The 22632-nt window shown below is 66.1% G+C and carries 20 protein-coding genes and 1 tRNA gene; 8 read left to right on the top strand and 13 right to left on the bottom strand.

From position 1 onward, the window contains the following. Positions 1 to 14: 14 nt before the first annotated feature. Positions 15 to 227 (bottom strand): phosphoribosyl-ATP pyrophosphatase, encoded by a 213-nt coding sequence (locus BSF38_RS32200; protein WP_237170937.1) that lies wholly within the window; start codon positions 225 to 227, stop codon positions 15 to 17. A 320-nt stretch (positions 228 to 547) separates the two neighbouring features. Between BSF38_RS32200 and trmB the strand changes: the two genes are divergently transcribed. After that, a complete protein-coding gene (gene trmB / locus BSF38_RS22100) occupies positions 548 to 1318 on the top strand; it encodes a tRNA (guanine(46)-N(7))-methyltransferase TrmB (protein ID WP_076349290.1) in 771 nt (256 codons plus the stop codon). A 69-nt stretch (positions 1319 to 1387) separates the two neighbouring features. On the opposite strand, the gene BSF38_RS22095 is transcribed toward trmB, so the two are convergent. The 4 genes from BSF38_RS22095 to BSF38_RS22080 all read right to left on the bottom strand — a co-directional run bounded on the left by BSF38_RS22095 (position 1388) and on the right by BSF38_RS22080 (position 6070). After that, positions 1388 to 1564 (bottom strand): DUF1328 domain-containing protein, encoded by a 177-nt coding sequence (locus BSF38_RS22095; protein WP_076349288.1) that lies wholly within the window; start codon positions 1562 to 1564, stop codon positions 1388 to 1390. Between the two features lie 105 nt (positions 1565 to 1669). After that, positions 1670 to 2119 (bottom strand): CsbD family protein, encoded by a 450-nt coding sequence (locus BSF38_RS22090; RefSeq protein ID WP_076351289.1) that lies wholly within the window; start codon positions 2117 to 2119, stop codon positions 1670 to 1672. 322 nt (positions 2120 to 2441) lie between these two features. Further along, positions 2442 to 5168, bottom strand: coding sequence for a WD40 repeat domain-containing protein (locus tag BSF38_RS22085; protein ID WP_076349286.1), 2727 nt, complete (start codon positions 5166 to 5168; stop codon positions 2442 to 2444). Positions 5169 to 5311: 143 nt separating this feature from the next. Beyond that, positions 5312 to 6070, bottom strand: a complete 759-nt coding sequence (locus BSF38_RS22080) for an RNA polymerase sigma factor (protein WP_168189429.1) — start codon at positions 6068 to 6070, stop codon at positions 5312 to 5314. 741 nt (positions 6071 to 6811) lie between these two features. On the opposite strand from BSF38_RS22080, the gene BSF38_RS22070 reads away from it, so the two are divergent. From BSF38_RS22070 to BSF38_RS22050, 5 genes are all read left to right on the top strand, one after another. After that, the gene (locus tag BSF38_RS22070; protein ID WP_076349280.1) at positions 6812 to 7786 is read left to right on the top strand and encodes a sigma-70 family RNA polymerase sigma factor; all 975 of its coding nucleotides are present in this window, start codon (positions 6812 to 6814) and stop codon (positions 7784 to 7786) included. A 147-nt stretch (positions 7787 to 7933) separates the two neighbouring features. Further along, entirely contained in the window at positions 7934 to 8560 is a 627-nt protein-coding gene (locus BSF38_RS22065; RefSeq protein WP_076349278.1) for a Uma2 family endonuclease, read from the top strand. A gap of 171 nt (positions 8561 to 8731) precedes the next feature. Beyond that, entirely contained in the window at positions 8732 to 9646 is a 915-nt protein-coding gene (locus BSF38_RS22060) for a MotA/TolQ/ExbB proton channel family protein (RefSeq protein WP_076349276.1), read from the top strand. 24 nt (positions 9647 to 9670) lie between these two features. Then, the gene (locus BSF38_RS22055; RefSeq protein ID WP_076349274.1) at positions 9671 to 10123 is read left to right on the top strand and encodes an ExbD/TolR family protein; all 453 of its coding nucleotides are present in this window, start codon (positions 9671 to 9673) and stop codon (positions 10121 to 10123) included. Between the two features lie 86 nt (positions 10124 to 10209). Further along, complete coding sequence (locus tag BSF38_RS22050) at positions 10210 to 10908, top strand: DedA family protein (protein ID WP_076349272.1); 699 nt, start codon at positions 10210 to 10212, stop codon at positions 10906 to 10908. A gap of 35 nt (positions 10909 to 10943) precedes the next feature. Here BSF38_RS22050 and BSF38_RS22045 read toward each other — a convergent pair whose 3' ends face one another. After that, positions 10944 to 11240, bottom strand: a complete 297-nt coding sequence (locus tag BSF38_RS22045) for a type II toxin-antitoxin system Phd/YefM family antitoxin (protein WP_076351287.1) — start codon at positions 11238 to 11240, stop codon at positions 10944 to 10946. Positions 11241 to 11589: 349 nt separating this feature from the next. On the opposite strand from BSF38_RS22045, the gene BSF38_RS22040 reads away from it, so the two are divergent. Beyond that, entirely contained in the window at positions 11590 to 12921 is a 1332-nt protein-coding gene (locus BSF38_RS22040; RefSeq protein ID WP_076349271.1) for a neutral/alkaline non-lysosomal ceramidase N-terminal domain-containing protein, read from the top strand. A gap of 10 nt (positions 12922 to 12931) precedes the next feature. On the opposite strand, the gene BSF38_RS22035 is transcribed toward BSF38_RS22040, so the two are convergent. The 7 genes from BSF38_RS22035 to BSF38_RS22005 all read right to left on the bottom strand — a co-directional run bounded on the left by BSF38_RS22035 (position 12932) and on the right by BSF38_RS22005 (position 21295). Next, complete coding sequence (locus tag BSF38_RS22035; protein ID WP_076349269.1) at positions 12932 to 13219, bottom strand: hypothetical protein; 288 nt, start codon at positions 13217 to 13219, stop codon at positions 12932 to 12934. Positions 13220 to 13638: 419 nt separating this feature from the next. After that, a tRNA-Ala gene (locus BSF38_RS22030) sits at positions 13639 to 13711 on the bottom strand. A gap of 149 nt (positions 13712 to 13860) precedes the next feature. Then, positions 13861 to 15267 (bottom strand): dihydrolipoyl dehydrogenase, encoded by a 1407-nt coding sequence (lpdA, locus tag BSF38_RS22025; RefSeq protein ID WP_076349267.1) that lies wholly within the window; start codon positions 15265 to 15267, stop codon positions 13861 to 13863. 66 nt (positions 15268 to 15333) lie between these two features. Next, positions 15334 to 16572: a 2-oxoglutarate dehydrogenase complex dihydrolipoyllysine-residue succinyltransferase gene (gene odhB, locus BSF38_RS22020; RefSeq protein WP_076349265.1), complete on the bottom strand. Its 1239-nt coding sequence runs from the start codon at positions 16570 to 16572 to the stop codon at positions 15334 to 15336. Positions 16573 to 16574: 2 nt separating this feature from the next. Next, positions 16575 to 19391 (bottom strand): 2-oxoglutarate dehydrogenase E1 component, encoded by a 2817-nt coding sequence (locus tag BSF38_RS22015; RefSeq protein ID WP_076349263.1) that lies wholly within the window; start codon positions 19389 to 19391, stop codon positions 16575 to 16577. Between the two features lie 272 nt (positions 19392 to 19663). Beyond that, a complete protein-coding gene (locus tag BSF38_RS22010; protein WP_237170566.1) occupies positions 19664 to 20419 on the bottom strand; it encodes a lipoate--protein ligase family protein in 756 nt (251 codons plus the stop codon). Between the two features lie 414 nt (positions 20420 to 20833). After that, positions 20834 to 21295 (bottom strand): cytochrome c, encoded by a 462-nt coding sequence (locus tag BSF38_RS22005; protein WP_076349259.1) that lies wholly within the window; start codon positions 21293 to 21295, stop codon positions 20834 to 20836. A 264-nt stretch (positions 21296 to 21559) separates the two neighbouring features. Here BSF38_RS22005 and purM point away from each other — a divergent pair, with 264 nt between their 5' ends. Then, entirely contained in the window at positions 21560 to 22627 is a 1068-nt protein-coding gene (gene purM, locus BSF38_RS22000; protein WP_076349257.1) for a phosphoribosylformylglycinamidine cyclo-ligase, read from the top strand. Positions 22628 to 22632: the final 5 nt, after the last annotated feature.

The following is a 22632-nucleotide window of genomic DNA, read 5'->3' as shown; positions in this document are numbered from 1 at the left end:
GGGCGTGGGGACGGTCACGATTTCGGCTTCCGCGCGGCCTTCTCGGCGATCCCGCTGAGACCGGAACGGCGGTCGAGTTCGGCCTCGACGGCGTCCCACTCGATGTCGCGGTAGCCGAGCAAGACCGCGGTGTGAAACACGAGGTCGGCGACTTCCTTGACGAGGTGCTCGCGGCCGGCGTCGCCCGGCTCGTCGCTCGCCTCGACGACCTCGGCGGCCTCCTCGATGATCTTGGCCCCGATGGCCGCCGCCCCCCCTTCATCAGGGTGGCCACGTAGGAGGGCTCACCGCCCGAACGCGCCTTGCGCTCGGCGATCACCCTCATCAGCGACGTCATGCTTGCAGAACCCGCCATGATGACTCCTCGAGCTCGATCGCGACTGACCCGAACAGGGCGGATTCTCATCGAACCACGCTCGCCCAGGCTCCGTGTTTGACATTAGAATAACATTGCCGAGGGCGAGGATACCATCCGATACAGGCTCTGACTGCGAGCGGACCGACGACCGACGACCGCCCCGAGGCCCACGACGAAAGACGACGTGCCATGCAGCCGGCCGAGATCGAGATGGAATTCGGCGTCCCTATTCCGGGGCGAATTCTGCCTTCCGACCAATGGGTCAAGACGGGCATCAAGCGGCTTCCCGAGGACGGCCCGCTCGACTGGGAAGCGATCTTCGGGCGCAAGGCGCCGATCGTCCTGGATCTCGGCTGCGGCAACGGTCGCTTCACGCTGGGAAGCGCGCTGGCGAGGCCCGAGGTCGACCACTTCGCGATCGACGTCCTCCCGATGGTGATCCGGTACGCGACCCGTCGCGGCAATCAACGCGGGCTGAGCAACGTCCGATTCGCCGTCAAGGACGCCGAAACGTTCGCTCGACAGTACGCGGGCGACGGCGGCGTCGCGGAAGTCCACCTCTACCATCCCCAGCCCTATCACGACGCCCGCCAGGCGCACCGCCGGCTGTTCACCCCCCGGTTTCTGGCCGACGTCCACCGCGCGCTTCAGCCGGACGGTCTGTTCGTCGTCCAGACCGACAACCCGGACTACTGGGAGTACATGGTCCGCGTCGTCCCCCATTTCTTCGCGTTTCAGGAACAGGCCGAGCCCTGGCCCGACAGCCCCGAAGGCCGCACCCGCCGCGAGATCGTCGCCCGCCAGCGCGGGTTGAAGATCTTCCGAGGGATCGGCCGCCGCCGAAGCGACGTCGAACCCGCCGCCGCCCTTGAGTTGGCGCGTTCGCTGCCCGAACCGAAGTTCCGAAGCCGAGGCCCGTGGTGCGACCTCGACCGCTGGGAGTCCTCGGAACGCGGATAGCGCAAGAGAACGACCAGCCCGTTGGCTGGTCGCCGCGCGACTCGATCAGGCCGGGAAGGGTCCGGTCTTCTACGCCGTCGTGTCTCGAACGGCAATCAGGCCGATGACGAAGGTCACGACGAACAGGATCGCGCAGATCAGAGCGAACATCTTGGCGAACGTGGCGAACGCGTCGCTGACGCCGTAGAAGCCGAATGCGCCGGCGAGAATTGAGATGATCGCGAGGAACAGAGCGAGTTTGAGCATCGAGAAACTCCTCTCCGGAGTCGACCGTCGAGCTCCGCCCGTCGTCGGACGTCTCAATGGACGTCGCGGACGACGGACCGATGAGCCGGCGCCGATCAGCGCCGATCAGAAGAAGCGTCGCGGCGGCTGGTGGTGCGAATGCGAGCTGGTGTAGCCGGCGATCATCCCCGCCATGAAGCCGATGCCGAAGGCGGCGGCGACCCACTGCATGGGATTGCGCACGACGATCTCCCGCGCGTTGCCGTACTGATCGCGGGCGGTGTCGGCGACCTGCGAGTAGCCTTCGCGAAGCCGGTTGGTGGCATGGCCGGCCGCGTGGCCGACGGTCTCGACTGCGCTCGAAAACGCCGACGCCCCTTCGCTGGTCAGGTGATCGAAGAACTTCTCGATCGCCTCGCGCTTCTCGCCGGTCCGCTCCTGGATGCGGCCGATGAGCTGATCGATGTTGCCGTTGGACCAGCGCAGATCGTCGTCGGTCAACTGGCCCCATTTCTTCTTGACTTCACCCTTGAGCTGGTTCCACTGGCCTTGCAGCCCTTGAACGTTGATAGCCATGGCTTGCGTCTCCTTTTGATTCGAGTCCGCCGTGAGCCTGAAACGACTCGCGACTTCGTGATTCATGAGGGCAATCGTCATGCCGACTCGCCTCGAACTGGGACTCGACCGATGCCCCGATGGCTCGGCCGCCCTCAGCCGGTCGAAAGATAACAATCGCAATCCTCGTGCCACGAGCCGCGCGTTCGGGCCAAAGCACGTTCACGAAGCCTCGAATCCGTCGAACCCATTGCGCGCGCAATCGTCCGGGGCAATCCTCTGCGCAAGCATTGAGAATCGCCCCGGACGGAAGTGGGAGCGGCTTCTTCATCCGTTTCGAGGATCAGGGAAGCTTGAAGATATGGGCCTTGTCGTTCGAGCCGGCGACGACGATTGATTTGCCGTCGGGGCTCCAGGCGACGTTATAGGCCATGACGCCTTGCGGGAGTTTCTGGCTGCCGAGCGCCTTCGCGGTCGCGACGTCCCAGAAGAAGATCGAGCCGCCCCATCCCACCGAGACCAGCAGCTTGCCGTCGGGGCTGAAGGCGACTGAGTAGACGTCGTCGGGATGGCCGTCGAGCTTGTTCAGCTCCTTGCCGTCGGCGATGTTCCAGATCCGGATCGTCTTGTCGACCGACCCCGAGGCGACCCGGGCGCCGTCCGGATGGACCGACAGCGAGTAAACCGGAGCCCCGTGCCCCTTGCTTACGCGCAGCTCCTTGCCGTCGGCGGCGTTCCAGTACTTGACGAGGCCGTCGTCGCCGCCGGTGAGCAGTAGATCGCCCTTGCGGCTGTAAGCGACCGCGTAGACCACGTTGGCGTGCGCCTTGATCTCGCGGATCTGCGTCCCTTTGGCGACGTCCCACTGCCGGACCGACTTGTCGGCCGCGGCCGAGGCGAGCTGGGCGCCGTCGGGCGACCAGGCGACGCCGTAAACCTGCTGGGTGTGGCCCGCGAGCGTCTTGGCGGCGTCGGCCGCGCCGACGTTCCAGACCCGGATCGCCTTGTCGGTGCCGGCCGTCCACAACCCCCGGGGATCGGCCGTGAAGACCAACGCGCGGATCGGCCCCGCGCCAGGGAGCGACCGGATTTCCGCCTTGGCCGGATCGGTCGCGGCGAGGTCGAAAAGCCGCGTCGAGCCGTCGGCCAGCCCCACCGCTGCGAGCTTGCCGTCGTGGCTGCTCGCGAGCGCCAACACGGCGGCCGGCAACGGGGCGGATGTCAGCAACAGCTTGCCGTCGACCGGGTTCCAGACCCGGACGATCTTGTCGTCGCCCCCCGAGACGACCTTCGCGCCGTCGGCCGTCACCACGACCGCGCGGACGACGTCGCCGTGTCCCGCGAGGGTCCGGACAACCGCGCCAGTCTCGACGTCGAACTGGCGGACGCTCTTGTCGTTCGAGGCTGTGAACAGCCAGGCGCCGTTGGGATGAGCGGCGATCGCCTGGATGGGGCCTTCGTGGCCGGCGAAGATCCGGACCGCCGAGGGCTTGCCGATCCGCAACGAGCCGTCGGCGCCGGCCGACAGGATCGTTGCGTTGTCGGCCAGGATCGTCGCCCCGGCGACCGCTCCCTGATGCTCCACGACCGTCTGTAACTCTCGGCCGCCGTCGACCTCCCAGTAGTGGACGTGCGCGTCGGTCGAGGTTGTGACGGCGCGCTTGCCGTCGGCCGAAAGCGAGACGGACGAGACGGCGCCGGGATGGCCGCCGAGGGTCGCCAGCAGCTTGGCGTCGGCCAGGCTCCAGACGCGGGCCGTCTTGTCGGCCGACCCGGTCGCGAGCCGGGCGCCGTCACGGCTGATCTGCACCGAGACGACCGGCTCGCCGTGCCCGGCGAACTCGCGGACTACCTTGGCGTCGTTCACGTTCCAGAGCTTCACCGACTTGTCGGCCGAGCCTGAGACGAGTTGGGCGCCGTCGCCGGGGTGAAAGCCGAGCGCCTGAAGCTTCGCCGCGTGTCCCTTCAGCTCCTTGACGGGCTTGCCATCCGCCGCCCCGAGGATCTGAATGACGCCATCCTCGCCGCCGACGGCGACTTGCTGGCCGTCAGCGCGGAAGGACAGCGCTGAGACCGGCGAAGCCAAGGCGGCCGACTTGGCCGTCGACTTGGCGTCGGCCGTCTGGAACACCTGCACGATCTTGTCGCCCGTCGCCACCGCGATCAGAGCTCCGTCCCCCTTGAGCGCCAATGCGACGACCGGCTGCCCGGCCGCGGGAAGTTCCTTGACCAGCGCGCCATCGTCGGGCTTCCAGATCCGGACGATCTTGTCGGCGCCCGCCGTGGCGACCTTGGTCCCGTCGGCGCTCGCCGCGAAGACCTGCGCGGGCGCCTTGGCGTCGATCTTCTTGGCCGCGACCGGAGGAATCTGCCAGAGTCTTGCCAGGCCGTCCGAGCCGGCCGAGGCCAGCAACGGCTTGCCGGGGACGTACGCGAGCCCCTGGACCTCGCCACCGGGAACTTCGATGACCCCTTCGGGCGCGAAATCGGCCTTCCACAGCCGGATCGCCCGCGACTTGTCGCCGGTGGCCAGTTGCGCGCCGTCTTGCCGCCACGAGGCGCTCAGGACGTCGCCGGCGTGCTCGGGCAGATCCTTGACCGCCTCGCCCTTGGCGAGATCCCAGACCTTCACGGCCTTCCCGGACACGACGGCCGCCTGCTTGCCGTCGGGTTTGACGGCCAGGGCGGCGACGATTCCGGAGTTGCCGTCGATCGTCCGCGCCGGGGCGGTCGGGGGCAGATCCCAGATCCGGGCGGAGTGGTCGAGGCTCCCCGAGGCGAGCTTCGAGCCGTCGGGAGAGAACGCGACGCCCAGGACGATCTTCGAATGTCCGTCCAGGACCTTGAGGTTCTTCCGCGTCGCCGCGTCCCAGAGCCGGACCGTGTTGTCGAACCCCGCCGTGGCGATCGTCTTGCCGTCCGGGCTCCAGGCGACGCCGTAGACCGGATCGGTGTGGCCGTCGAGCGTGCCCACCGAGGCCGCCTGCTGCGCATACGCCAGGCCCGTGGTCGCGACGGTCGTCGCCAAGGCCCCCCAGATTCGTCCGTGTGTTCGCACGACGCGTCCCATAAAGTCCCTCTCCTTCACCCAAACTCTCGCGGTCGCATTCTTTGTGTTCGACAAATGCACAACATACTAGCGCGGGGCGTGCGGTCGCAACCCTTCAGAGCGGCGCGGGTTGGGGCGGGAAGGATCGGGGAGGCCGTGCGGCTTCAGTTCTTCTCGTTGTCGAAGTTCACTTTTTTGAGCGTCGGCTTGCAGAATTCCAGGAGCTTCAGGTCGCCGAGTTCTTCTTCGACTTCCTCGCGGGTGGGCTCGCGGAGGCTGATGCGGACCTCGTCGATGAGAAACCCCGCGAACTTGTCGCGCGCGCGGTGGAGGGTCTGCCGGAGGTTGCCGGGGGTCATCGCCCGGCCGAGCTTGGGGGCGAGCGCCTCGGCGAGTTCGGGCGATCGGAAATTGGGCTGCGCCACCCGCATCCGCAAGACCTGCAAGTACGGCTGGCCGGTACGCCGTTCGAAGTCTTCGAGGGAGTCCCAGGCGCGGTCGAGGAGGTCTTGCCGCCAGCTTGTGAGGAAGTCGCGGTCAAAGGCGACGAGCCCCGGGTCGCCCATCGTCGGCGTCTCATAGTCGGTGTCGAGCCGTCGAGCGGGGTCTTTCTTGCGGAAGTAGTCGACCATCAGGTTGTGGACGGCCCGCTTGATGTAATCGCGGAACCGGCCTCGGCTGGGGTCGAAGGTGCGGAACCCGCCGGAGAGGAACTTGACGGAGAACTCCTGGTTCAGGTCCTTAGCGACCTCGGGATCGCCGACCGCCTTCATCAAGTACCGGTGCACCGCCCCCGAATAGCGAAGCATCAGCAACTGCATGGCCTCGTCCGACTGCTCGGGCGTCCCGTGATGGGCTCGAAAAAGCAGCGTCGTCTGAGTCGACAACTCCGAGAGTCGCTCGTTCGCGTCGCTCCGATCCAAGACCATTCTCCTCGACGTAAACCATTGCAACGGTCTGGGATCGCACGCTTCAAGCCGTCATTGAGGGTTAATTCTAACAGCCCCGAGACGGCCCGAGAATCAAAAAACGGAAAACCTCCGTGACAGTTCGTGATATCGCACGTACTTGATGGTGGAGGGGAAGCGAATCGATTGGCTCGCCGCCCCCCACATTATTCCGACGGAGGCTTGATCATGGAAAACCTTGGGAAGACCGAAGTTCGCCGTGGTCCGACGACGTCACGCTCTCATTTTATCATCTGTTGGATCTGGTTCGTCGGCGTCGAGAAGTTCCGGAACGTGGTTCGAGACCTCCGCTTGTGCGGCGACCTCGCGATGCGAGCCGACTTCCACTCGCCCCTGTCTTATCTGTTTCGGCCCCGGCGCTGGCAGCCGATCCCAGTGCTCGTCGAAACCGGATCGTCGACCGCGCTGCGTCAGCGGGCGCGGTGGATCTTCCCCCGGAGATGAGTCGGCCGATCGTGGCCGCTCACGACCCGTAAAACCACGTTGATCTGATATCCAGCGCGTCTGCTGCGCCGGGCCGATCGCGACGTTCCTCCTGGTGCGAACGCGAAGATCGGTCCACGCCCAGACCCAAGGTCAGCCGGGCGCCGATTACGCCGTTGTAAGCGGCGTCAGGAGCCGTTGCACGTCTCCACCAGCTGACCTTTCCACCGCTCCGCCCGAAACACCGACAGGTAGGAAAGGATACGAACCACGATGTCAACCGACCGCTATCAACCTGACGACCTCTCCAGCTCGGTGCTCCTCAACCGGGCGGACGTCCGAGTCTTGACCCCAGAGGACGAACGCGAACTGCTGGTCGATCTCGACGTCTGCAAGAAGCTGTTGATGGAAGAGTACACCCGGCTTCAAGGGTCGAACGACCCGAAGACCGGCTCCGACGAAGAACTCGACATCCTTGACGTGGTCCGGTCGCTGCTGGCCGACGCCAAGAATCCGACGGCCCGTGAGCAGCCCCTGCGGTCGCTGGCCACGCGGTACAACCAGCTTCGCACCCGGCTGGCGATGGCCAACCTGCGACTGGTCGCCCACGTCGCCCGCCGCTATCGCGATCGCGGCCTGTCGATCTCCGACCTCCTGCAGGAAGGGTTCTGCGGCCTGTTGACCGCCATCGACCGCTACGACACGTCCAACAACACGCGGCTCGCGTCGTACGCGGTGTGGTGGATTCGTCAGGCCCTTCAGCGAGCCGTCGCGGCCGGCGCCTACCCAGTGCGGCTGAACCCGCGCCACCTCCAGAAGCTGGCCGAAAGCAGCTTCGAAGACGAGCACCCGGGAGCCGCTCCCAAGCGCAAACGGTCGCAGGCCGCCGCCAACACGCTCAAACAGATCCACTCGGCCACCCGGCCCGCGGTGTCGCTCAACGCCACCACGCGAACGGAAGGCGGGATCAGCCTGCTCGACACCCTCAGCTATCCGCCCCAAGACGAAGTCGAGCATCTCGACCTCGACGAGCAGGTGGGCTCCCTGATCCAGCAGCTCAAGCCGCGCGAGCAGGTCGTCCTCCAGCTCCGGTTCGGCCTGAACGGCCACGAATGCCACTCGCTCAGCCAGGTCAGCCACGTCCTCGACGTCTCCAAGGAGCGCATCCGCCAGATCCAGGACGCCGCCCTCGCCAAACTCCGCACCCTGGCGCAGCAAGAACGGATCTACTGCGAAGCCGCCGGCTGAACAACGCCCGATCGATCTCGTTACCCTGAACTCCTGATCCCGGCCGCGTCGCCTCTCTCGTCGGAGACGACGCGGCCATCGTTTTTGCGCAGGCTCACGATGCTGGTAGAATAATCGCATGGAAGGCGATGCCGGGAGGATCAATCGATGAGCCCGACGACGGAGACCAGCAATCCGCACGACGAGCCGTCGTCGATCGAACTCGGAGACCTCGCGCGGATGACGGTCGATCAGTATGACGAGGCGGCCCGTCTCGGCGTGCTCGACGACCCCCGCGTCGAACTCATCAACGGTCTCATGGTGCGGAAAAAGGCCAAATCCCCCATACATTCCTCGACGCTTGGGGTGCTCGACGAAGCCCTTCGGAGCCTGATCCCGAAAAGCTGGTACGTCCGCATCGGGCGGCCGATTCGCCTGCCAACCTACGACGAGCCCGAGCCCGACCTTGCCGTCCTCCGAGGCAAGCCCGGCGATTACCGGAGTCGGCACCCCGGACCGGAGGACGTGGCGATGGTCGTCGACGTCTCCGCGTCGAGCCTGCGAATCGATCGAGGCGACAAGCTCCGCGCCTACGCCCGGGCGGGAATCGCCCATTACTGGATCATCAACCTCGTTGATCGCCGGATCGAGGCGTACCGCGAGCCCGGACCGAATGGATATGGTGCGTCGACGACTCATGACCGCTCATCGGAAGCGCCGGTGGTGATCGACGGCGTCGAACTCGGGCGGATCGCCGTGGGAGAAGTCGTTGCGGACGACGACGCCGAGGTCTAACGGGGGTTCGCGCCGTCGCCGTCGCGATTGACAGTATCGGTGCAACCGGTCAGAATTGCGCCGGCGAGCCATCCCCGCGACGCCGTCCGGCGTCTTTTTCGAAATCGCGAAAGTCTCCCGGGGGAAGGGCTTTAGGATCGCCCTGAGAATGGCTCCCGAGGGATGGTTGCGATGCGTTGTCCGCCGACTCGCCGATGGCTTCTCGACTGCTGGTTCGCGATCGGCCTGCTGATCTTGGTCGCGGCCCCGCCGACGGCTCACAGCCAGGAGCCGCCCGCCCCGGCCCCTTCCGAGCCGACGGCCGCCAAACCCGACGCGGCCGCCGAGTCGGCGACGATGCCCAAGCCGCCCGCCGCGGCCCGGCCGGGGGTCAACCGGAGTACGTTCGGTCGGCTGCTGTCGGCCTCGAACCCGATGCTCTGGCCGCTGGCCGCGTGTTCGGTGCTGACGGTCGGATTCGCACTCGAACGGCTCTCGGCCCTGCGCCGGAAGCGGGTCGTCCCGCCCGAGTTCGTCGACCGCTTCCTCGATCGGCTGGCCGCCGGCAAGCTCGACCGCGACCGGGCAATCGAGCTTTGCAAGGCCCACGACAGCACCGCCGCGCGGATCTTCACGCACATCGTCAAGGCCTGGGGCCTGCCGGGGGCGACGATCCGCCAGATGCTCGCCTTCGACGCGGCGGGCGAGATCATCGAGCTGAAGCGCAACATGCGCATTCTGAGCGCCATGGCGACGCTCGGCCCGTTACTTGGCTTGCTGGGGACGGTGGTGGGGATCATCCAGTCGTTCGACGCCCTCGGCGGCCGAGCGGGCCCGGCACGCGGCGAGGCGCTCGCACAGGGCATCAGCCTCGCGCTGATCGCCACGGCGTTCGGGCTGGGGATCGCGATCCTGGCGGTGTCGATGTACTACTACTTGCTGAACCGGCTCGACGTCCTGGTTCGCGAGCTGGACGACCGGGCGAGGCAGGTGATCGACATGGTTTCGAGCGACGCGACGCGTCCGGTGGCGATCGACCGGCGGCTCGCGCCGCCGCCGTCCCCCGCGACCGACTCGTTGCGCTCGCAGGAAACCCGGGTCTTCTAACAGCCGTCCATCGAGAGACCCGCGATGCTCACCCACCACCTCCAGACCGACGAAGCGCCGTTCATCAACATGACGCCGATGGTGGACGTGATTCTCTGTCTCCTGGTCTTCTTCATGGCCGCCACGCGTTTATACGATTGGGACGAAAGCGAGTTCGCGGTGAAGGTCCCCGAAGTCGCCGACGCGGCCCCGCTGACAGCGGCACCGGACGACCTGGTCCTCACCATCGTCAAGCCCGCGAGCGTCGCCGTGGGCGAAAAGATCCACGACCTCGACAGCCTCGGCACTCTGCTTCGCGAAGCCCGCGGGCGGTACGCGAACCAGGGAGTCATGATCCGGGGCGAGGCGAAGCTGGCCTACCAGGACCTGGCCGACGTGCTGTCCGTGTGCGACAGCGCGGGGATCCGGAACGTCCACCTGCCCGTGCGGTCGCGCGACGAATCGAAGAAAGCCGCCGAGTCGCGTCCCCTCCCCTGATCGTCGACCGTCACCGTTCACGCCCGATTCCAGCCTTCGTCCGGACGTCCGGCCGAGGGCGTCGATTGGCCCCCATGGAGTAGATGATGGATCTCGTCCGGCAACTCTTCGAGTATGTGATGCACCTCGGTCCCGAGTCGATGAACGCACTGGCGCACTCGGTAGGTGCGTGGCTGTACGTGATCCTGTTCGCCATCGTCTTCGCGGAGACGGGGCTGGTGATCACGCCGTTCCTGCCCGGCGATTCGCTCCTGTTCGCCGCCGGCGCCGTCGCGGCGCATCCGGATTCGCCGATCAACCTGAGTCTGCTCTGCATCCTCTTGATCGTGGCGGCGATTCTCGGCGATGCGGTGAACTACGTGATCGGTTACTACGTCGGGCCGAAGGTCTTCGCGAGCGAGCGGTCGCGGCTCTTGAACCGCAAGCACCTGCTGAAGGCGCACGAGTTCTACGAGAAGCACGGCGGAGTGACGATCATCCTGGCTCGGTTCATCCCGATCGTCCGGACGTTCGCGCCGTTCGTGGCCGGCATCGGCCGGATGAACTACGCGAAGTTCGCGCTCTACAACGTGACCGGCGGCATCGCCTGGGTGCTGATCTTCCTGATCGGCGGCTGGAAATTCGGCGGGCTGGAGAGCGTTCAAAAGAACTTCAAGCTGGTGATCGTCGCGATCATCTTCGTCTCGATCCTGCCGGGCGTGGTCGAGTACCTCCGCGTGCGGATGGCGGGCAAGAGGGCTCTCGAAGCGGCCAAGCCGTCGATGGTCGGCGACGATGCGCCGTGAGTGGGTCGGCGTGATTGATGGGAGGACTTGGATTCTTAGTCGCCGCGCTTGTCGAGCGCGCGTTCGAGGTCGTCGAGGGCGACGGCCCCCATGTCGCCCCCGAGGAGGGCCGTGAGCTGCAAGCCGACGAGGGCCTCGCTCGACCGCTTGCCGTCGATGATCATGCTCAGGTAGGGCTCAGCCCCGATCAACACGGCGCGAGGCTTGCCGTGGACGGTCAGGACGTAGCGAACCTTGTCATTCTCAAGTTCTCTGAGAATGCCTGGCAGATTCTGATGCAGTTCCCGACTACCGATGATCCGCACTGGAGACTCCGAGGTCTTTTCCGCCATGAACAAGGCCTCCGACGAGGTGACGCCGGCCGATCCGCGATCCTTGATCCACGTCGTCGCGTGGTCGATCGGAGAGCTCCCGGTCCAAGGAAGAACACAGGGAGTCGGCAGGAGATCTATCGAGACAGGTGTCGATTCGCAGTCGAACTGCGTTCGAATTCGAGCGAGGGCGTTGATTCGCCCGCCATTTCTTTCACGCTTTTGGGCCGAACAGCCGTCAGGACCGAGAATACGGTGAGCAGGACGTGCTTGCTGTTCGTACAGAAGTATGATTTTACTAGGCCAGGGCCGTGTTGCAAGAGACTACAAGGCGAACCTCAGGGTTTGCATGCCTCCGAGGAGCCGCTGAATGACCGCGACGATCATCCATCGAGCCGCATTTCTCGGCCTCCTCGCCACAGCCTTCGCCACGGTCGCCCTGGGCGACGAACCGCCGACGTTCCGCGTGGGAGTCGCGGAATGCGACGTGACGCCCGACAAGCCGACCCCGATGTGGGGCTATGGAGCGCGGCACGACAAGCTCTCGGAAGGCGTGCTCGATCGGCTCCGTGCCAAGGCCGTCGTGATCCAGGCCGGCGAGGCCAAGCTGGCGATCGTCGGCATGGACCTCGGCCGAGGTCCGACGCCCGCCATGATGGACCGTATCCGCAGCCTCGTCTCAGCCCGGAAGATCGACACGGTGCTGATCTGCGGCAGCCACACGCACCACGGCCCCGTCCTTGAGCTGACGGATCGGCCGGGATACGGCCAAGGGAAGTTCGACGACGCCGTCGCCTACGCCAAGAAACTCCCCGACCTGCTCGCCGGGGCGATCCTCGACGCCGACCAGAAGCTCGAACCCGCCCAGATCCGGATCGCCGGCCGCGACCTGGCGTTCAACCGCAACCGCCACACGAAACGAGAGCCAAAGCCGGTCGATCCTCGGCTCACCGTGATCCGATTCGACCGGCCCGACGGGGCCCCGCTGGCCGTCCTGGTCCACTTCTCGGCCCACCCGGTGATGACGCCGGGGGCGGTCCTGTCCTTTTCCGCCGACTACCCCGGAGCGCTCCGGAACACGGTCGAGCAAGAACTGAAAGTCCCTTGCCTGTTCATCCAGGGCTCAGCGGGGAACCTCAGCCCCAACCCGCAAGCCGCCGACCGCGGTCCCGCCGCCTTCGGCCGAAGCCTCGGCCTCCAGGCGGTCGAGCTGGTGAAGTCCTTGAACGGCGCCCCGCCCGTCCGGCCGACTCTCGGGGTCGCCGTCGACCGGTTCGACTTCCCGACGCGGGTCAATCTCAAGAGCGCGGTGAATCTGCTGCTCTACGGCCGCGCGTTCTTCCCGGAGCTGGTGCGGAACATCCTCGAAGAATACGGCGACGGCATGAAGACCGAGACGACGACCGTGCTTCTGGGCGATCAGCTTGGCGTCGTCGCCCTGCCCGGCGAGCCGTTCTGTCAGCACGCCCTGCGATTGCGGGAGCGGGCCGACCTGCCGCACGCGCTGGTCTTCGGCTATTGCAACGGCCACTTTCTCTACTTCCCGACCATCGAGGCCGCCGCCGAAGGGGGCTACGGCGCCGACGCCACGATGTCGCCCATCGCCCTGGGAGCGGGGGAACGGATGATCGATCGGGCCCTCGTCGACCTGTTCCGGCTCCGTGGCAAGTTCCCCGGCGAGCAGCCGCAACCGGCGCCCTGAACGGAGTTGCTCAGCGCGAGGCGTAGGCGCGATCCTGGAAGAGTTCGAGGCGAAGCCGGTGCATGACGGCCGCGAACGACTCGCGCTCGTGCTCGGTGCGGAGGCGGGCGGACAACCACTCGATCCGCTCGCCGAGCATGTTCCAGGCGACGGTCAGAGGCACGCCAGCCGCCAAGGCGGTACGGGCCAGCAGGCTGCAACGGCGGATGAGCGCCCGCTCGCGCTCGCGGGTCATCCCGGGCAGGTGGACGACGAAGACTCGGGATCGGATCTGATCAGTCAACCAGGGCTCATGCATCGAACCTACTCCCAATCGGCGGAGCGCCAAGCCGGTCGGTCGAGTCCTCGACCTACGGACCACTTCCTTTCCATTCCATCCAGTCCAAGCCAGTCGACGCGTCACCCGGCGCGAGGGTCCGGGAGGGACGGACCATGACGCGCTGAAGCTTCGCCTAGGGCTTCCTCACACCGTCCTCGGTGCGAGAAACCCGTGTCCGGCAACCGCGATAGACCTCGACGGTGCGGGAGCGACCGAAAAGGAAAAACTCCACGGCGGAACTCCCAAAACAGGAGAGCACCAAACCGTGGAGAGATTGAAGCGGCTCGAAGCGGCCGATGATAGCCGCGAACCGGATGAATGAAAGTTGGTTGCGAAGCTAGATGCGGATAAAAGGTGGGACGACCGAGTCTTTGTCAAACCCGATCGTTGACGAGAAGTGGAGGATGGGGGATTTGAACCCCCGACCTCTTGCATGCCATGCAAGCGCTCTCCCAGCTGAGCTAATCCCCCGAACGTGATGCTGATGAATCTCGCTAAGATATTCATCGGCGTGTTTCACGTCGAACTGAAGACATATTACCGAGGAGACGAATCGGGTTCAATGTCGGTTTGGCGTTCTCCCGACAAAGAACCGAATTTTTTCGTGAGCCCCCCTCCGGTCAGCTATGAATCGCCCGCTTGTCGACGGCCAGGGCCGCTTCGCGGACGGCTTCGCTGAGGGTCGGGTGGGCGTGGCAGATGCGGGCGATATCCTCGGACGAGCCGGCGAACTCCATGACCGTGACGGCTTCGGAGATCAGGTCCGAGGCGCGGGGGCCGAGGATGTGGACGCCGAGCACGCGGTCGGTCTTGGCGTCGGCGAGGATCTTGACGAGCCCTTCGGTCTCGTCCATCGCCTTGGCCCGGCCGTTGGCGAGGAACGGGAACTTGCCGACTCGGTAGCCGACCCCCTGCTCCTTGAGTTGCTCCTCGGTCTGGCCCACGCTCGCCAGCTCGGGCCAGGTGTAGACGACGTTGGGGATCGTGTTGTAGTCGACGTGCCCCGACTTGCCGGCGAGGATCTCGGCGAACGCGACCCCCTCGTCCTCGGCCTTGTGGGCGAGCATCGGCCCGTCGATCAGGTCGCCGATCGCGGAGATCGTCGGCACGTTGGTGCGGAAACGGCCGTCGACCGCGACCTTGCCGGTGCGCGCGTCGACCGTCACGCCCGCCTTCGCCAGGTCGAGCCCTTCGCTGTACGCTCTCCGGCCGACGGCGACCAGGATCTTGTCGCAGGGGACCGAGAGCGTCTTGCCGTCCTTGGTCTGGGCGGTGACGGTCGCCTTGGCACCCTCGACCTTCGCGCCGGTGACCTTGGTTTCGAGGTGGAATTCGAGCCCCTGCTTGACCAGGCTCTTGTGGAGCAAGGCCCCCATCTCCAGGTCGGCCGTGGGGACGATCCGGGGCAGGAACTCGATGACCGTGACCTTCGCGCCGAGCCGCTTCCAGACCGAGCCCAGCTCCAGGCCGATGACGCCGCCGCCGATCACGACCAGGTGCTCGGGCACTTTGTCGAAGCAAAGGGCCTCGGTGGAACTGACGACGGTCTTGCCGTCGAACGGCAGGAAGGGAAGTGGAGTGGGCTCCGAGCCGGTGGCCAGGAGGATGTGGCCGGCTTCGAGGTCGACCGTCCCCCCTTCGTTCTTGGCGACCTGAAGGGTCGTCGGCGAGGTCAGCTTGGCCGCGCCGAAGATCGGCTCGATCTTGTTCTTGCGGAACAGGTAGCGGACGCCGTCGGTGAGGCCCTTGACGACTTCGTCTTTGCGCTTGAGCATCGCCGGGACGTCGAGGGCGAGGCTTCCCACCTTGATTCCGTGCTTGCTGAACCGCTCCTTCGCCAGGTGGTACAACTCGCTCGAATCGAGCAGCGCCTTGCTGGGGATGCAGCCGATGTTGAGGCAGGTCCCGCCCAGGTCCGACCGCTTCTCGACGCAGGCGACCTTCATGCCAAGCTGGGCCGCCCGGATCGCGGCCACATAGCCCCCGGGTCCCGCCCCGACGACCACCAAGTCGTACCGTTCCGCCACCGAATTCTCCTCATCGTGTTCGAAGGGATCTCGTAAGCCCGCCGCCGCGACGCGGTCGTTTCAGCCTCAGATCGACAGCAGCATGCGCTCGGGGTCTTCGAGGCAATCCTTGATCCGAACCAGGGCGCTGACGGCTTCGCGGCCGTCGATCAGCCGGTGGTCGTAGGAGAGCGCCAGGTACATCATCGGCCGGATCACGATCTGGTCGTCGACGACCACCGGACGCTTCTTGATCGCGTGCATGCCGAGGATGCCGCTCTGGGGAGGGTTGAGGATCGGGGTCGAGAGCAGCGAGCCGAAGACGCCGCCGTTGGTGATCGTGAACGTGCCGCCCTGGAGGTCGTCGACGCCGATCGTCCCCTTGCGGGCCTTGTCGGCGAATTCGCCGATGGCCTTCTCGATCCCAGCGAACGAGAGCGTGTCGGCGTCGCGGAGCACGGGCACCATCAGCCCGCGCTCGGTGCTGACCGCCACCCCGATGTTGAAGTAGTTCTGGTAGACGATCTCGTTCCCCTCGATCCGGGCGTTGACGGCCGGGAAGGCCTTGATCGCCTCGATCGTCGCCTTGACGAAGAACGACATGAAGCCCAGGGACACGCCGTGGGTCTTCTGGTACTTATCCTTGTACTTGGCGCGCAGGTCCATGACGCGGGACATGTCGACCTCGTTGAAGGTCGACAGGATGGCGGCGGTCTGCTGGACCTCGACCAGCCGCTGCGCGATCCGCTGCCGCAACCCGCTCATCCGCTGCCGGGTCTCGCGCTCGCCGCGCCCGGGGGCGACCGGAGCGGCCGGCTTGGCGACAGGGGCGGGGGGAGCGGCCGGGGCCGCTTGGGCCGGCTTCGTCGCCGCGCCTTGTTCGAGGTGTCCCAGCACGTCGCCCTTAGTGATCCGGCCGTCACGACCGGTGCCGGCGACCTGCGACGCGTCGACCCCTTCCTCGGCGACGATCCGACGGACGGACGGGGCGAGCGTCGCCGTCGAGCCGCCGGCGGCGTTCGCGGCCGCGGGCTTCGCGGCGGCCGACTCGGCGAGGACGACGGCCTTGGCGGCCGACGCGGGGGCACCCGACGGATCGATCGTGCCGATGTTCGCGCCGATGGCGACGACGTCCCCCTCGGCCGCGCCGACCTTGAGCACGCCCGACGCCGGCGCGGGGACGATGTTGGTCGCCTTGTCGGTCTCCAGCTCGAACAGGGGGTCGCCGGCTTTCACCTGCGAGCCGTCGGCGACGAGCCAACGCGAGAGAATTCCTTCCGAGATCGATTCACCAACCCCTGGAACGCTAATCGAAACAGCGGACATCTTCAGCTCACTCCTTGCCGTAGGCCGGCGGCGGCCAGCGCGCGGACGGGGGTTGCGGTGACGAGATGGGGGACCGCGGCGCCGACCACGGCCGCCTCGACCAGTTCGGACTGCTCGCGGTCGTGAACCAACTTCGAGCCCGTGGCCGGGCTGGCGCTCGCGTCTCGGCCGACGTACTGGAACGGAACTCCCATCAGCTCCGCCAACCGAGGCGCGACGAAAGTCCAAGCGCCCATGTTCTGCGACTCTTCCTGAACCCAGACCCACTCGCGAACCGCCGGATAGCGGTCGAAGATCCGCTTCAGCTCGTCGGCCGGCCAGGGGTAGGGCTGCTCCAGCCGGACGATGGCGACCTCGCGTTCCTTGCCGACTTCTTGGCGCTTGGCCACGAGGTCGTAATAGACCTTGCCCGAGCAGAGCAACAGCCGCCGGGCGCGATCGGGCGAGTCGGGATCGTCGAGCACGTCGTGATATTGACCGACGACCAGTTGATCGACGGGCGAGACCGCCGCCTTGTGCCGCAAGAGGCTCTTGGGCGTCATCACCACCAGCGGCTTGCGGAAGTTGCGCCGGACTTGCCGCCGCAGCAGGTGGAAATACTGGGCCGGCGTCGAGGGGACGGCGACCTGGATGTTCTCCTCGGCGCAGAGCTGGAGGTAACGCTCGAGACGGGCGCTGGAGTGCTCGGGCCCCTGCCCTTCGTAGCCGTGAGGAAGGAGCATGACCAGGCCGCTGCCGCGTCCCCACTTCGATGCGGCCGAGGCGATGAACTGGTCGATGATGACCTGGGCGCCGTTGGCGAAGTCGCCGAACTGGGCCTCCCACATGATGAGCATGAACGGCTCGTCAAGCGAGTAGCCGTAGTCGAAGCCGAGCACGGCGGCCTCGGACAGAAAACTGTCGTAGACGCAGAACTGCGCCTGGCCGGCGGCGACGTTGTTGAGCGGAATCCAGGGCTGGCCGGTGTGCTGGTCGATCAAGACCGCGTGCCGCTGGCTGAACGTGCCCCGGCGGCTGTCCTGACCGCTCAGGCGGACCGGCGTGTCTTCGACCAGCAGCGAGCCGAACGCCAGGCTCTCGGCGAACGCCCAGTCGACCGCGCCCCGCTCCTGCATGGTTTTGACCCGAGCCTGGAAGATCCGGGTCAGCTTGTGATTGGCGGTGAAGCCTTCGGGGGGGTTGGCGGGGACGGCCGTGATCGCTTCGAGCTTCTCGTACGAGACCCCGGTGTCGACCGGCTCGAACGAGAACGTCGGCGTCAGATCGGCCCACGGCCCCGACGAGTACCCGGGGGGGACGACGCGCGGTTCGATCCCGCGGACCTTCACCTCCTCGAACACTTCCTGCATCTTCTCGGCGAACGTCTCGGCGATGGTCTCGGCCTCTTGGCTCGAAAGCTCGCCCGCCATCACCAGTTGCTCGGTGTACAGCTCGCGGATGCTGATCCGGTTGCGGATCTTCTCGTACATGATCGGCTGGGTGAACCCCGGCTCGTCCCCCTCGTTGTGGCCGTGGCGCCGGTAGCAGACCATGTCGATCACCACGTCCTGGCCGAAGGTCTGGCGGAAGTCCATCGCCAGCTCGGCGACGAAGACGACCGCCTCGGGGTCCTCGCCGTTGACGTGGAAGATCGGCACTTCGATCATCTTCGCGACGTCGGTGCAGTAGCGGGTCGACCGGGCGTCGGCGGGCGAGGTGGTGAAGCCGATCTGGTTGTTGACCACGATGTGGACCGTGCCGCCGGTCCGGTAACCGTGAAGCTGCGAGAGGTTGAGCGTCTCGGCGACCAGCCCCTGGCCGGCGAACGCCGCGTCGCCGTGGATCAGGATCGGCACCCCGAGTTTGCGGGCCGTGTCCTTGTTGCGCCTCTGCTTGGCCCGCATCCGCCCCTCGACGACCGGGTTGACCGCCTCAAGATGGCTGGGGTTGGGGGTGAGCGTCAGGTGGACCGTGTGCTTGTCCTGGGTCACGTGGTCGGCCGAGAAGCCCAGGTGGTACTTGACGTCGCCGTCGCCGGCGACGGTCTCGGGCATGTTGCCCTCGAATTCGCTGAAGATCAGGCCGTACGGCTTGTGGAGGATGTTCGCCAGCACGTTGAGCCGCCCCCGGTGGGGCATCCCCATGACGATTTCGAGCACCCCGTAGCCGGCCGCGCGCTCGATGAGGGAGTCGAGCAGCGGGATCAGCATCTCCCCCCCTTCGAGCGAGAACCGCTTCTGCCCCACGTAGTTCTTGTGGAGGAAGGTCTCGAACAGCTCGGCGGCGTTCAGCTTGTAGACGATCCGCCGCTTCTTCTTGAGGTCGAACCGGGGGTGGTTGCGGATCGGCTCCATCCGATCCAGCAGCCAGCGGCGCACCTCCATGTTGCGGATGTGCATGAACTCGACGCCGATGGTCCGGCAGTACGTCTCGCGAAGGATCGCCAGCAGCTCGCGGAGCGTGCAGTGGTCGTGGTCGGCGAGCTTGGAGTAGAACACCTGATCCATGTCGGCCGCGGACAGGCCGAAGGCGGCAAGGTCGAGCTGCTCGTCGGACTGCCGCCGCGGGGTGAGCTTGAGGGGGTCGAGGTCGGCCAGCGTGTGGCCCAGCTCGCGGTAGGCGTCGACCAGGCGGGTCACACCCTTGACCGCCTCCTGGGCCGGAGGAGGTCCGGCACCGAACGCGGCGGCCTCGGTTTTCAGCGGCGTCTTGCCGAGCTCGTAACCCTCGAAGAAACTGCGCCACGACTCGTCGACCGAGTCAGGATCAGTCAGCCACCGCTGGTGGTAGTCTTCGACCAGGCCCAGGTTCGCTCGGCTCGCGACCGACGTGCGTGTCATCGAAATGGATCTCCTGGCTGATCCCGGCCTCAAGGCCCCGGGACGAGCCGCGGACTTGACGTAAGAAAGACGAACGGGCGGAGGAGGGCCGACCCGCGTTGCCGGCCCCCCTCCGCCTGTCCGTTGATTCGGCGACTCCCCGATCCGAACGGCGCGCGCCGCCCATCTCAGTACTATAGACGGCTACGGACCCGTTGCGCGTTTGAGACACACGCTCAATCGGTTGATTTCGCCGTCGCTGCATCACTTCCGGCGGCTCCGTCGCCTCGGCGTCATAGTCGCTCGATCCAAGATCGGTTCGCGAACTTCTCGGCGAGTAGACTTTCGAGGAGATCTTGGGGAACATCCGACGTCGCAGTGAGAAGAGAGGAGGGTGACCACGTCGAGCGGATCAAATCGCATAAGATTGTACGAGAAATCGGCAGATTCATCAAGAAATCCTCGTGCGATCTCCCCCGCCGATACGTCGGCTGCCGGCCGGGAAGACGCAAGTACCGATCAATACGGTGGATAGGAAGATCGTAGAGGATCGACGCGTGGACCAGAATCCAGTTCTTGAGCCGCCGCTGGGCGCTCCCCGCGAACTTCCTGCCGCCGACCGTCAGGTCGCCCGAGCCGCAAACCTCGACGGCCGCCCCGCCGACCCGGATTCCCGCCGCGATCCGTTCCAGCACCGAACTCTGCGCCCCGTCCACCGTCGCCAGCGCGGGGTTGGCGGCGATCGGCAGGACGAGCGTGACGTTCAACGCCCCCGGACCGATCAAGACCGAGCCCCCGCCGCTCGACCGCCTCGCGATCGGCACGCCGTCCGCGACGCACCGCTCGACCTGGACGTCGGCGTCGATCCGCCGCGACGCGCCGAGCACCACGGCCGAGCCCGGCTGTTCCCAGAACCTCAACACCGCCTTGCCGTTGCGCTCGTCGGCGGCGACCAGCAGCGCCTCGTCGACCGCCAGGTTCTCCTCGACGGTCGGCAGCGTCAGGTCGAGCCAGCCGACGTCGACCCTCCAGTCGGTTGAACCACTCACCTCGGGACTCCCCTTCCGCTCCATGCCACCGCGGTTCCCCCCGTCGGACGGGACCGCGCCGAAGTCTATCATTCGACCGGACAGGGCGGTAAGGCGAAAAGGGGGAATCAGAGCAGTCTGAAAATGGGGATCGCGGTCGCCCGGGCACGATACAAGCCCGAAGCGCCAGCGAGTGCATTCCCGAGCCGAGCACCGGAGAACATGCACTCGCTGGCGCTTCGGGTTTGTATCGGGGCATGACCTCGCGGGAGTATTTTCAGAGCAGCTCGAAGCGCCAGCGCGTGCCTTCCCAGCGATCGTGCTGAATCAGCCGACGCCGAAACCATGCACTCGCTGGCGCTTCGGGCTTGTATTATTCGGGGGTGGCACGGGCTCGAACCGAACCGGACCGAACCGAACTCGTGGCCCCTCGCCTCAGAACTTCTCGTCGGCGTCGACGCGGAAGACCTGGTGGCACTCGGTGCAGGTCTTGTTGATCGTATTGAGCTGGTCCTTGGCGTCTTTCTGGGTCGACTCGCTCTTGGCGACGAGGTCGGCGAGCTTCTGCGACTCCTTGCCCCAGAGGTCCATCAGTTCGTCCCACTTCTTCTGCGGGTCGGCCTCGCCCTTGGCGGACTTGACGACCTCGTTGTGGGGCTTGGCCTCTTTGGCCTGCTTCACCCAATCCTTGGCGGCCTTCTCGATCTCCGCCTGCGACTTCTTGTACGCAGCGACGTTGCGCGTGCCCTTGGTGATCGTGGTCTTGTTCTTCTGGACCTTCTCCATGAGCTTGCCGAGTTCAGTTTCCTTCTCGTCGGCGGCGAACGTCAGGGCGGTCATACCCATGCCCAACCCGAGGGCGAGGCCCACGGCCAAACCAAACCACTTGCGGTTCATGATTGAGAAACTCCTGTGCGGAATCGGGAGCATGCTTGCGGAGTAAGGAAAAAACGGGCGGGTCCGATTGGTCGACCGAAACCTCGCAGTTCGGTCCGGGGAACCTTAATCTATCCCCATCGTCGGGTTCGATCAAGGAGTTGAGTCTCATGCGAACCCTCGGCCCGACGGCGATTGCATCTTGTCGGCGTCGGCGTTGGTCGGCGATGATTCTTGAATGCCGTTGTCTCTGGAATCCCGATTTTCCCCTCCTTGCGGACGGATATGAGCGAGCCACTGGATTATCGATCGGCCGGCGTCGACCTGAACACCTATGACGAGACGATGGCCCGGCTTCCTCCGCTCATGCGCCGGACGTTCACGCCGCGAGTCATGGAGTGGAAGGACGGCTTCGCGGGACTGTTTCGGCTCGACGCCCACATCGGGCTGCTGTCGCGGACCTACCGCGACCCCGTGCTCGTGGCCTCGACCGACGGCGTCGGCACCAAGCTCAAGCTGGCGTTCGCGACCGGCCGGCACTCGACGGTCGGCGTCGACCTGGTGGCGATGTCGGTCAACGACTGCCTCTGCGCCGGCGCCGAGCCGCTGCTGTTCCTCGATTACGTCGCCATGAGCAAGGACGACCCCGAGTTGACCACCCAGGTCGTCAAGGGGATCAGCGACGGCTGCATCGAGGCCGAATGCGCCCTGATCGGCGGCGAGACGGCCATCCTCCCCGAGTTCTACCAGCCCGGCGAGTACGACCTGGCGGGCTTCTGCCTGGGCGTGGTCGAGCGCAAGCTGCTCCTCAACGGGCAAGACGTCCGGGCCGGCGACAAGGTCATCGGGCTGGCCTCCTCGGGCCTCCATTCCAACGGCTACAGCCTGGCCCGCAAGATCGTCTTCGACCACGCCGGCCTCGCCTACGACGACCACGTCGAGGCCCTGGGCCGGACCGTCGCCGACGAGCTGCTCGCCCCCACCCGGATCTACACCCGGGCGCTCAAGGAAGTCTACCGGAACTACCGGGTCAAGCGGATCGTCCACGGCATCGCCCACATCACCGGCGGCGGCCTAACCGACAACACCCCCCGCATCCTCCCCGAGGGCCTCGGCGTGGTCCTCCGGCGCGGCTCGTGGGACGTCCCCCCGGTCTTCCCCTGGCTCCAGAGCCTCGGCTCGATCAACGACGACGAGATGTTTCGGGTTTTCAACATGGGCGTCGGCATGACGATGATCGTCGCCGAGTACTACGCCGAGTCGATCGTCCGCCACATCAACCAGAAAGCCAAGATCCCCGCCTGGATCATCGGCGACGTCGTCCCCGGAAACCGCGAGGTCGAATGGGCCTGAGGCCG

The organism is Paludisphaera borealis (assembly GCF_001956985.1).
Lineage (GTDB): Bacteria > Planctomycetota > Planctomycetia > Isosphaerales > Isosphaeraceae > Paludisphaera > Paludisphaera borealis.
The sequence above is the reverse complement of the archived record's forward strand: the minus strand, read 5'-3'. Positions and strand labels throughout refer to the sequence as shown.

Bases quoted from the DNA above. Each gene is read 5' to 3' on its own strand.
- BSF38_RS22050 (WP_076349272.1), top strand. From the start codon at position 10,210: ATGGATCTCGTCCGGCAACTCTTCGAGTATGTGATGCACCTCGGTCCC.
- BSF38_RS22005 (WP_076349259.1), bottom strand. From the start codon at position 21,295: ATGAACCGCAAGTGGTTTGGTTTGGCCGTGGGCCTCGCCCTCGGGTTG.
- BSF38_RS22040 (WP_076349271.1), top strand. From the start codon at position 11,590: ATGACCGCGACGATCATCCATCGAGCCGCATTTCTCGGCCTCCTCGCC.
- BSF38_RS22035 (WP_076349269.1), bottom strand. From the start codon at position 13,219: ATGCATGAGCCCTGGTTGACTGATCAGATCCGATCCCGAGTCTTCGTC.
- BSF38_RS22015 (WP_076349263.1), bottom strand. From the start codon at position 19,391: ATGACACGCACGTCGGTCGCGAGCCGAGCGAACCTGGGCCTGGTCGAA.
- BSF38_RS22095 (WP_076349288.1), bottom strand. From the start codon at position 1,564: ATGCTCAAACTCGCTCTGTTCCTCGCGATCATCTCAATTCTCGCCGGC.
- purM (WP_076349257.1), top strand. From the start codon at position 21,560: ATGAGCGAGCCACTGGATTATCGATCGGCCGGCGTCGACCTGAACACC.
- BSF38_RS22045 (WP_076351287.1), bottom strand. From the start codon at position 11,240: ATGGCGGAAAAGACCTCGGAGTCTCCAGTGCGGATCATCGGTAGTCGG.
- BSF38_RS22085 (WP_076349286.1), bottom strand. From the start codon at position 5,168: ATGGGACGCGTCGTGCGAACACACGGACGAATCTGGGGGGCCTTGGCG.
- BSF38_RS22090 (WP_076351289.1), bottom strand. From the start codon at position 2,119: ATGGCTATCAACGTTCAAGGGCTGCAAGGCCAGTGGAACCAGCTCAAG.
- BSF38_RS22065 (WP_076349278.1), top strand. From the start codon at position 7,934: ATGAGCCCGACGACGGAGACCAGCAATCCGCACGACGAGCCGTCGTCG.
- BSF38_RS22055 (WP_076349274.1), top strand. From the start codon at position 9,671: ATGCTCACCCACCACCTCCAGACCGACGAAGCGCCGTTCATCAACATG.
- BSF38_RS22070 (WP_076349280.1), top strand. From the start codon at position 6,812: ATGTCAACCGACCGCTATCAACCTGACGACCTCTCCAGCTCGGTGCTC.
- BSF38_RS22060 (WP_076349276.1), top strand. From the start codon at position 8,732: ATGCGTTGTCCGCCGACTCGCCGATGGCTTCTCGACTGCTGGTTCGCG.
- trmB (WP_076349290.1), top strand. From the start codon at position 548: ATGCAGCCGGCCGAGATCGAGATGGAATTCGGCGTCCCTATTCCGGGG.
- odhB (WP_076349265.1), bottom strand. From the start codon at position 16,572: ATGTCCGCTGTTTCGATTAGCGTTCCAGGGGTTGGTGAATCGATCTCG.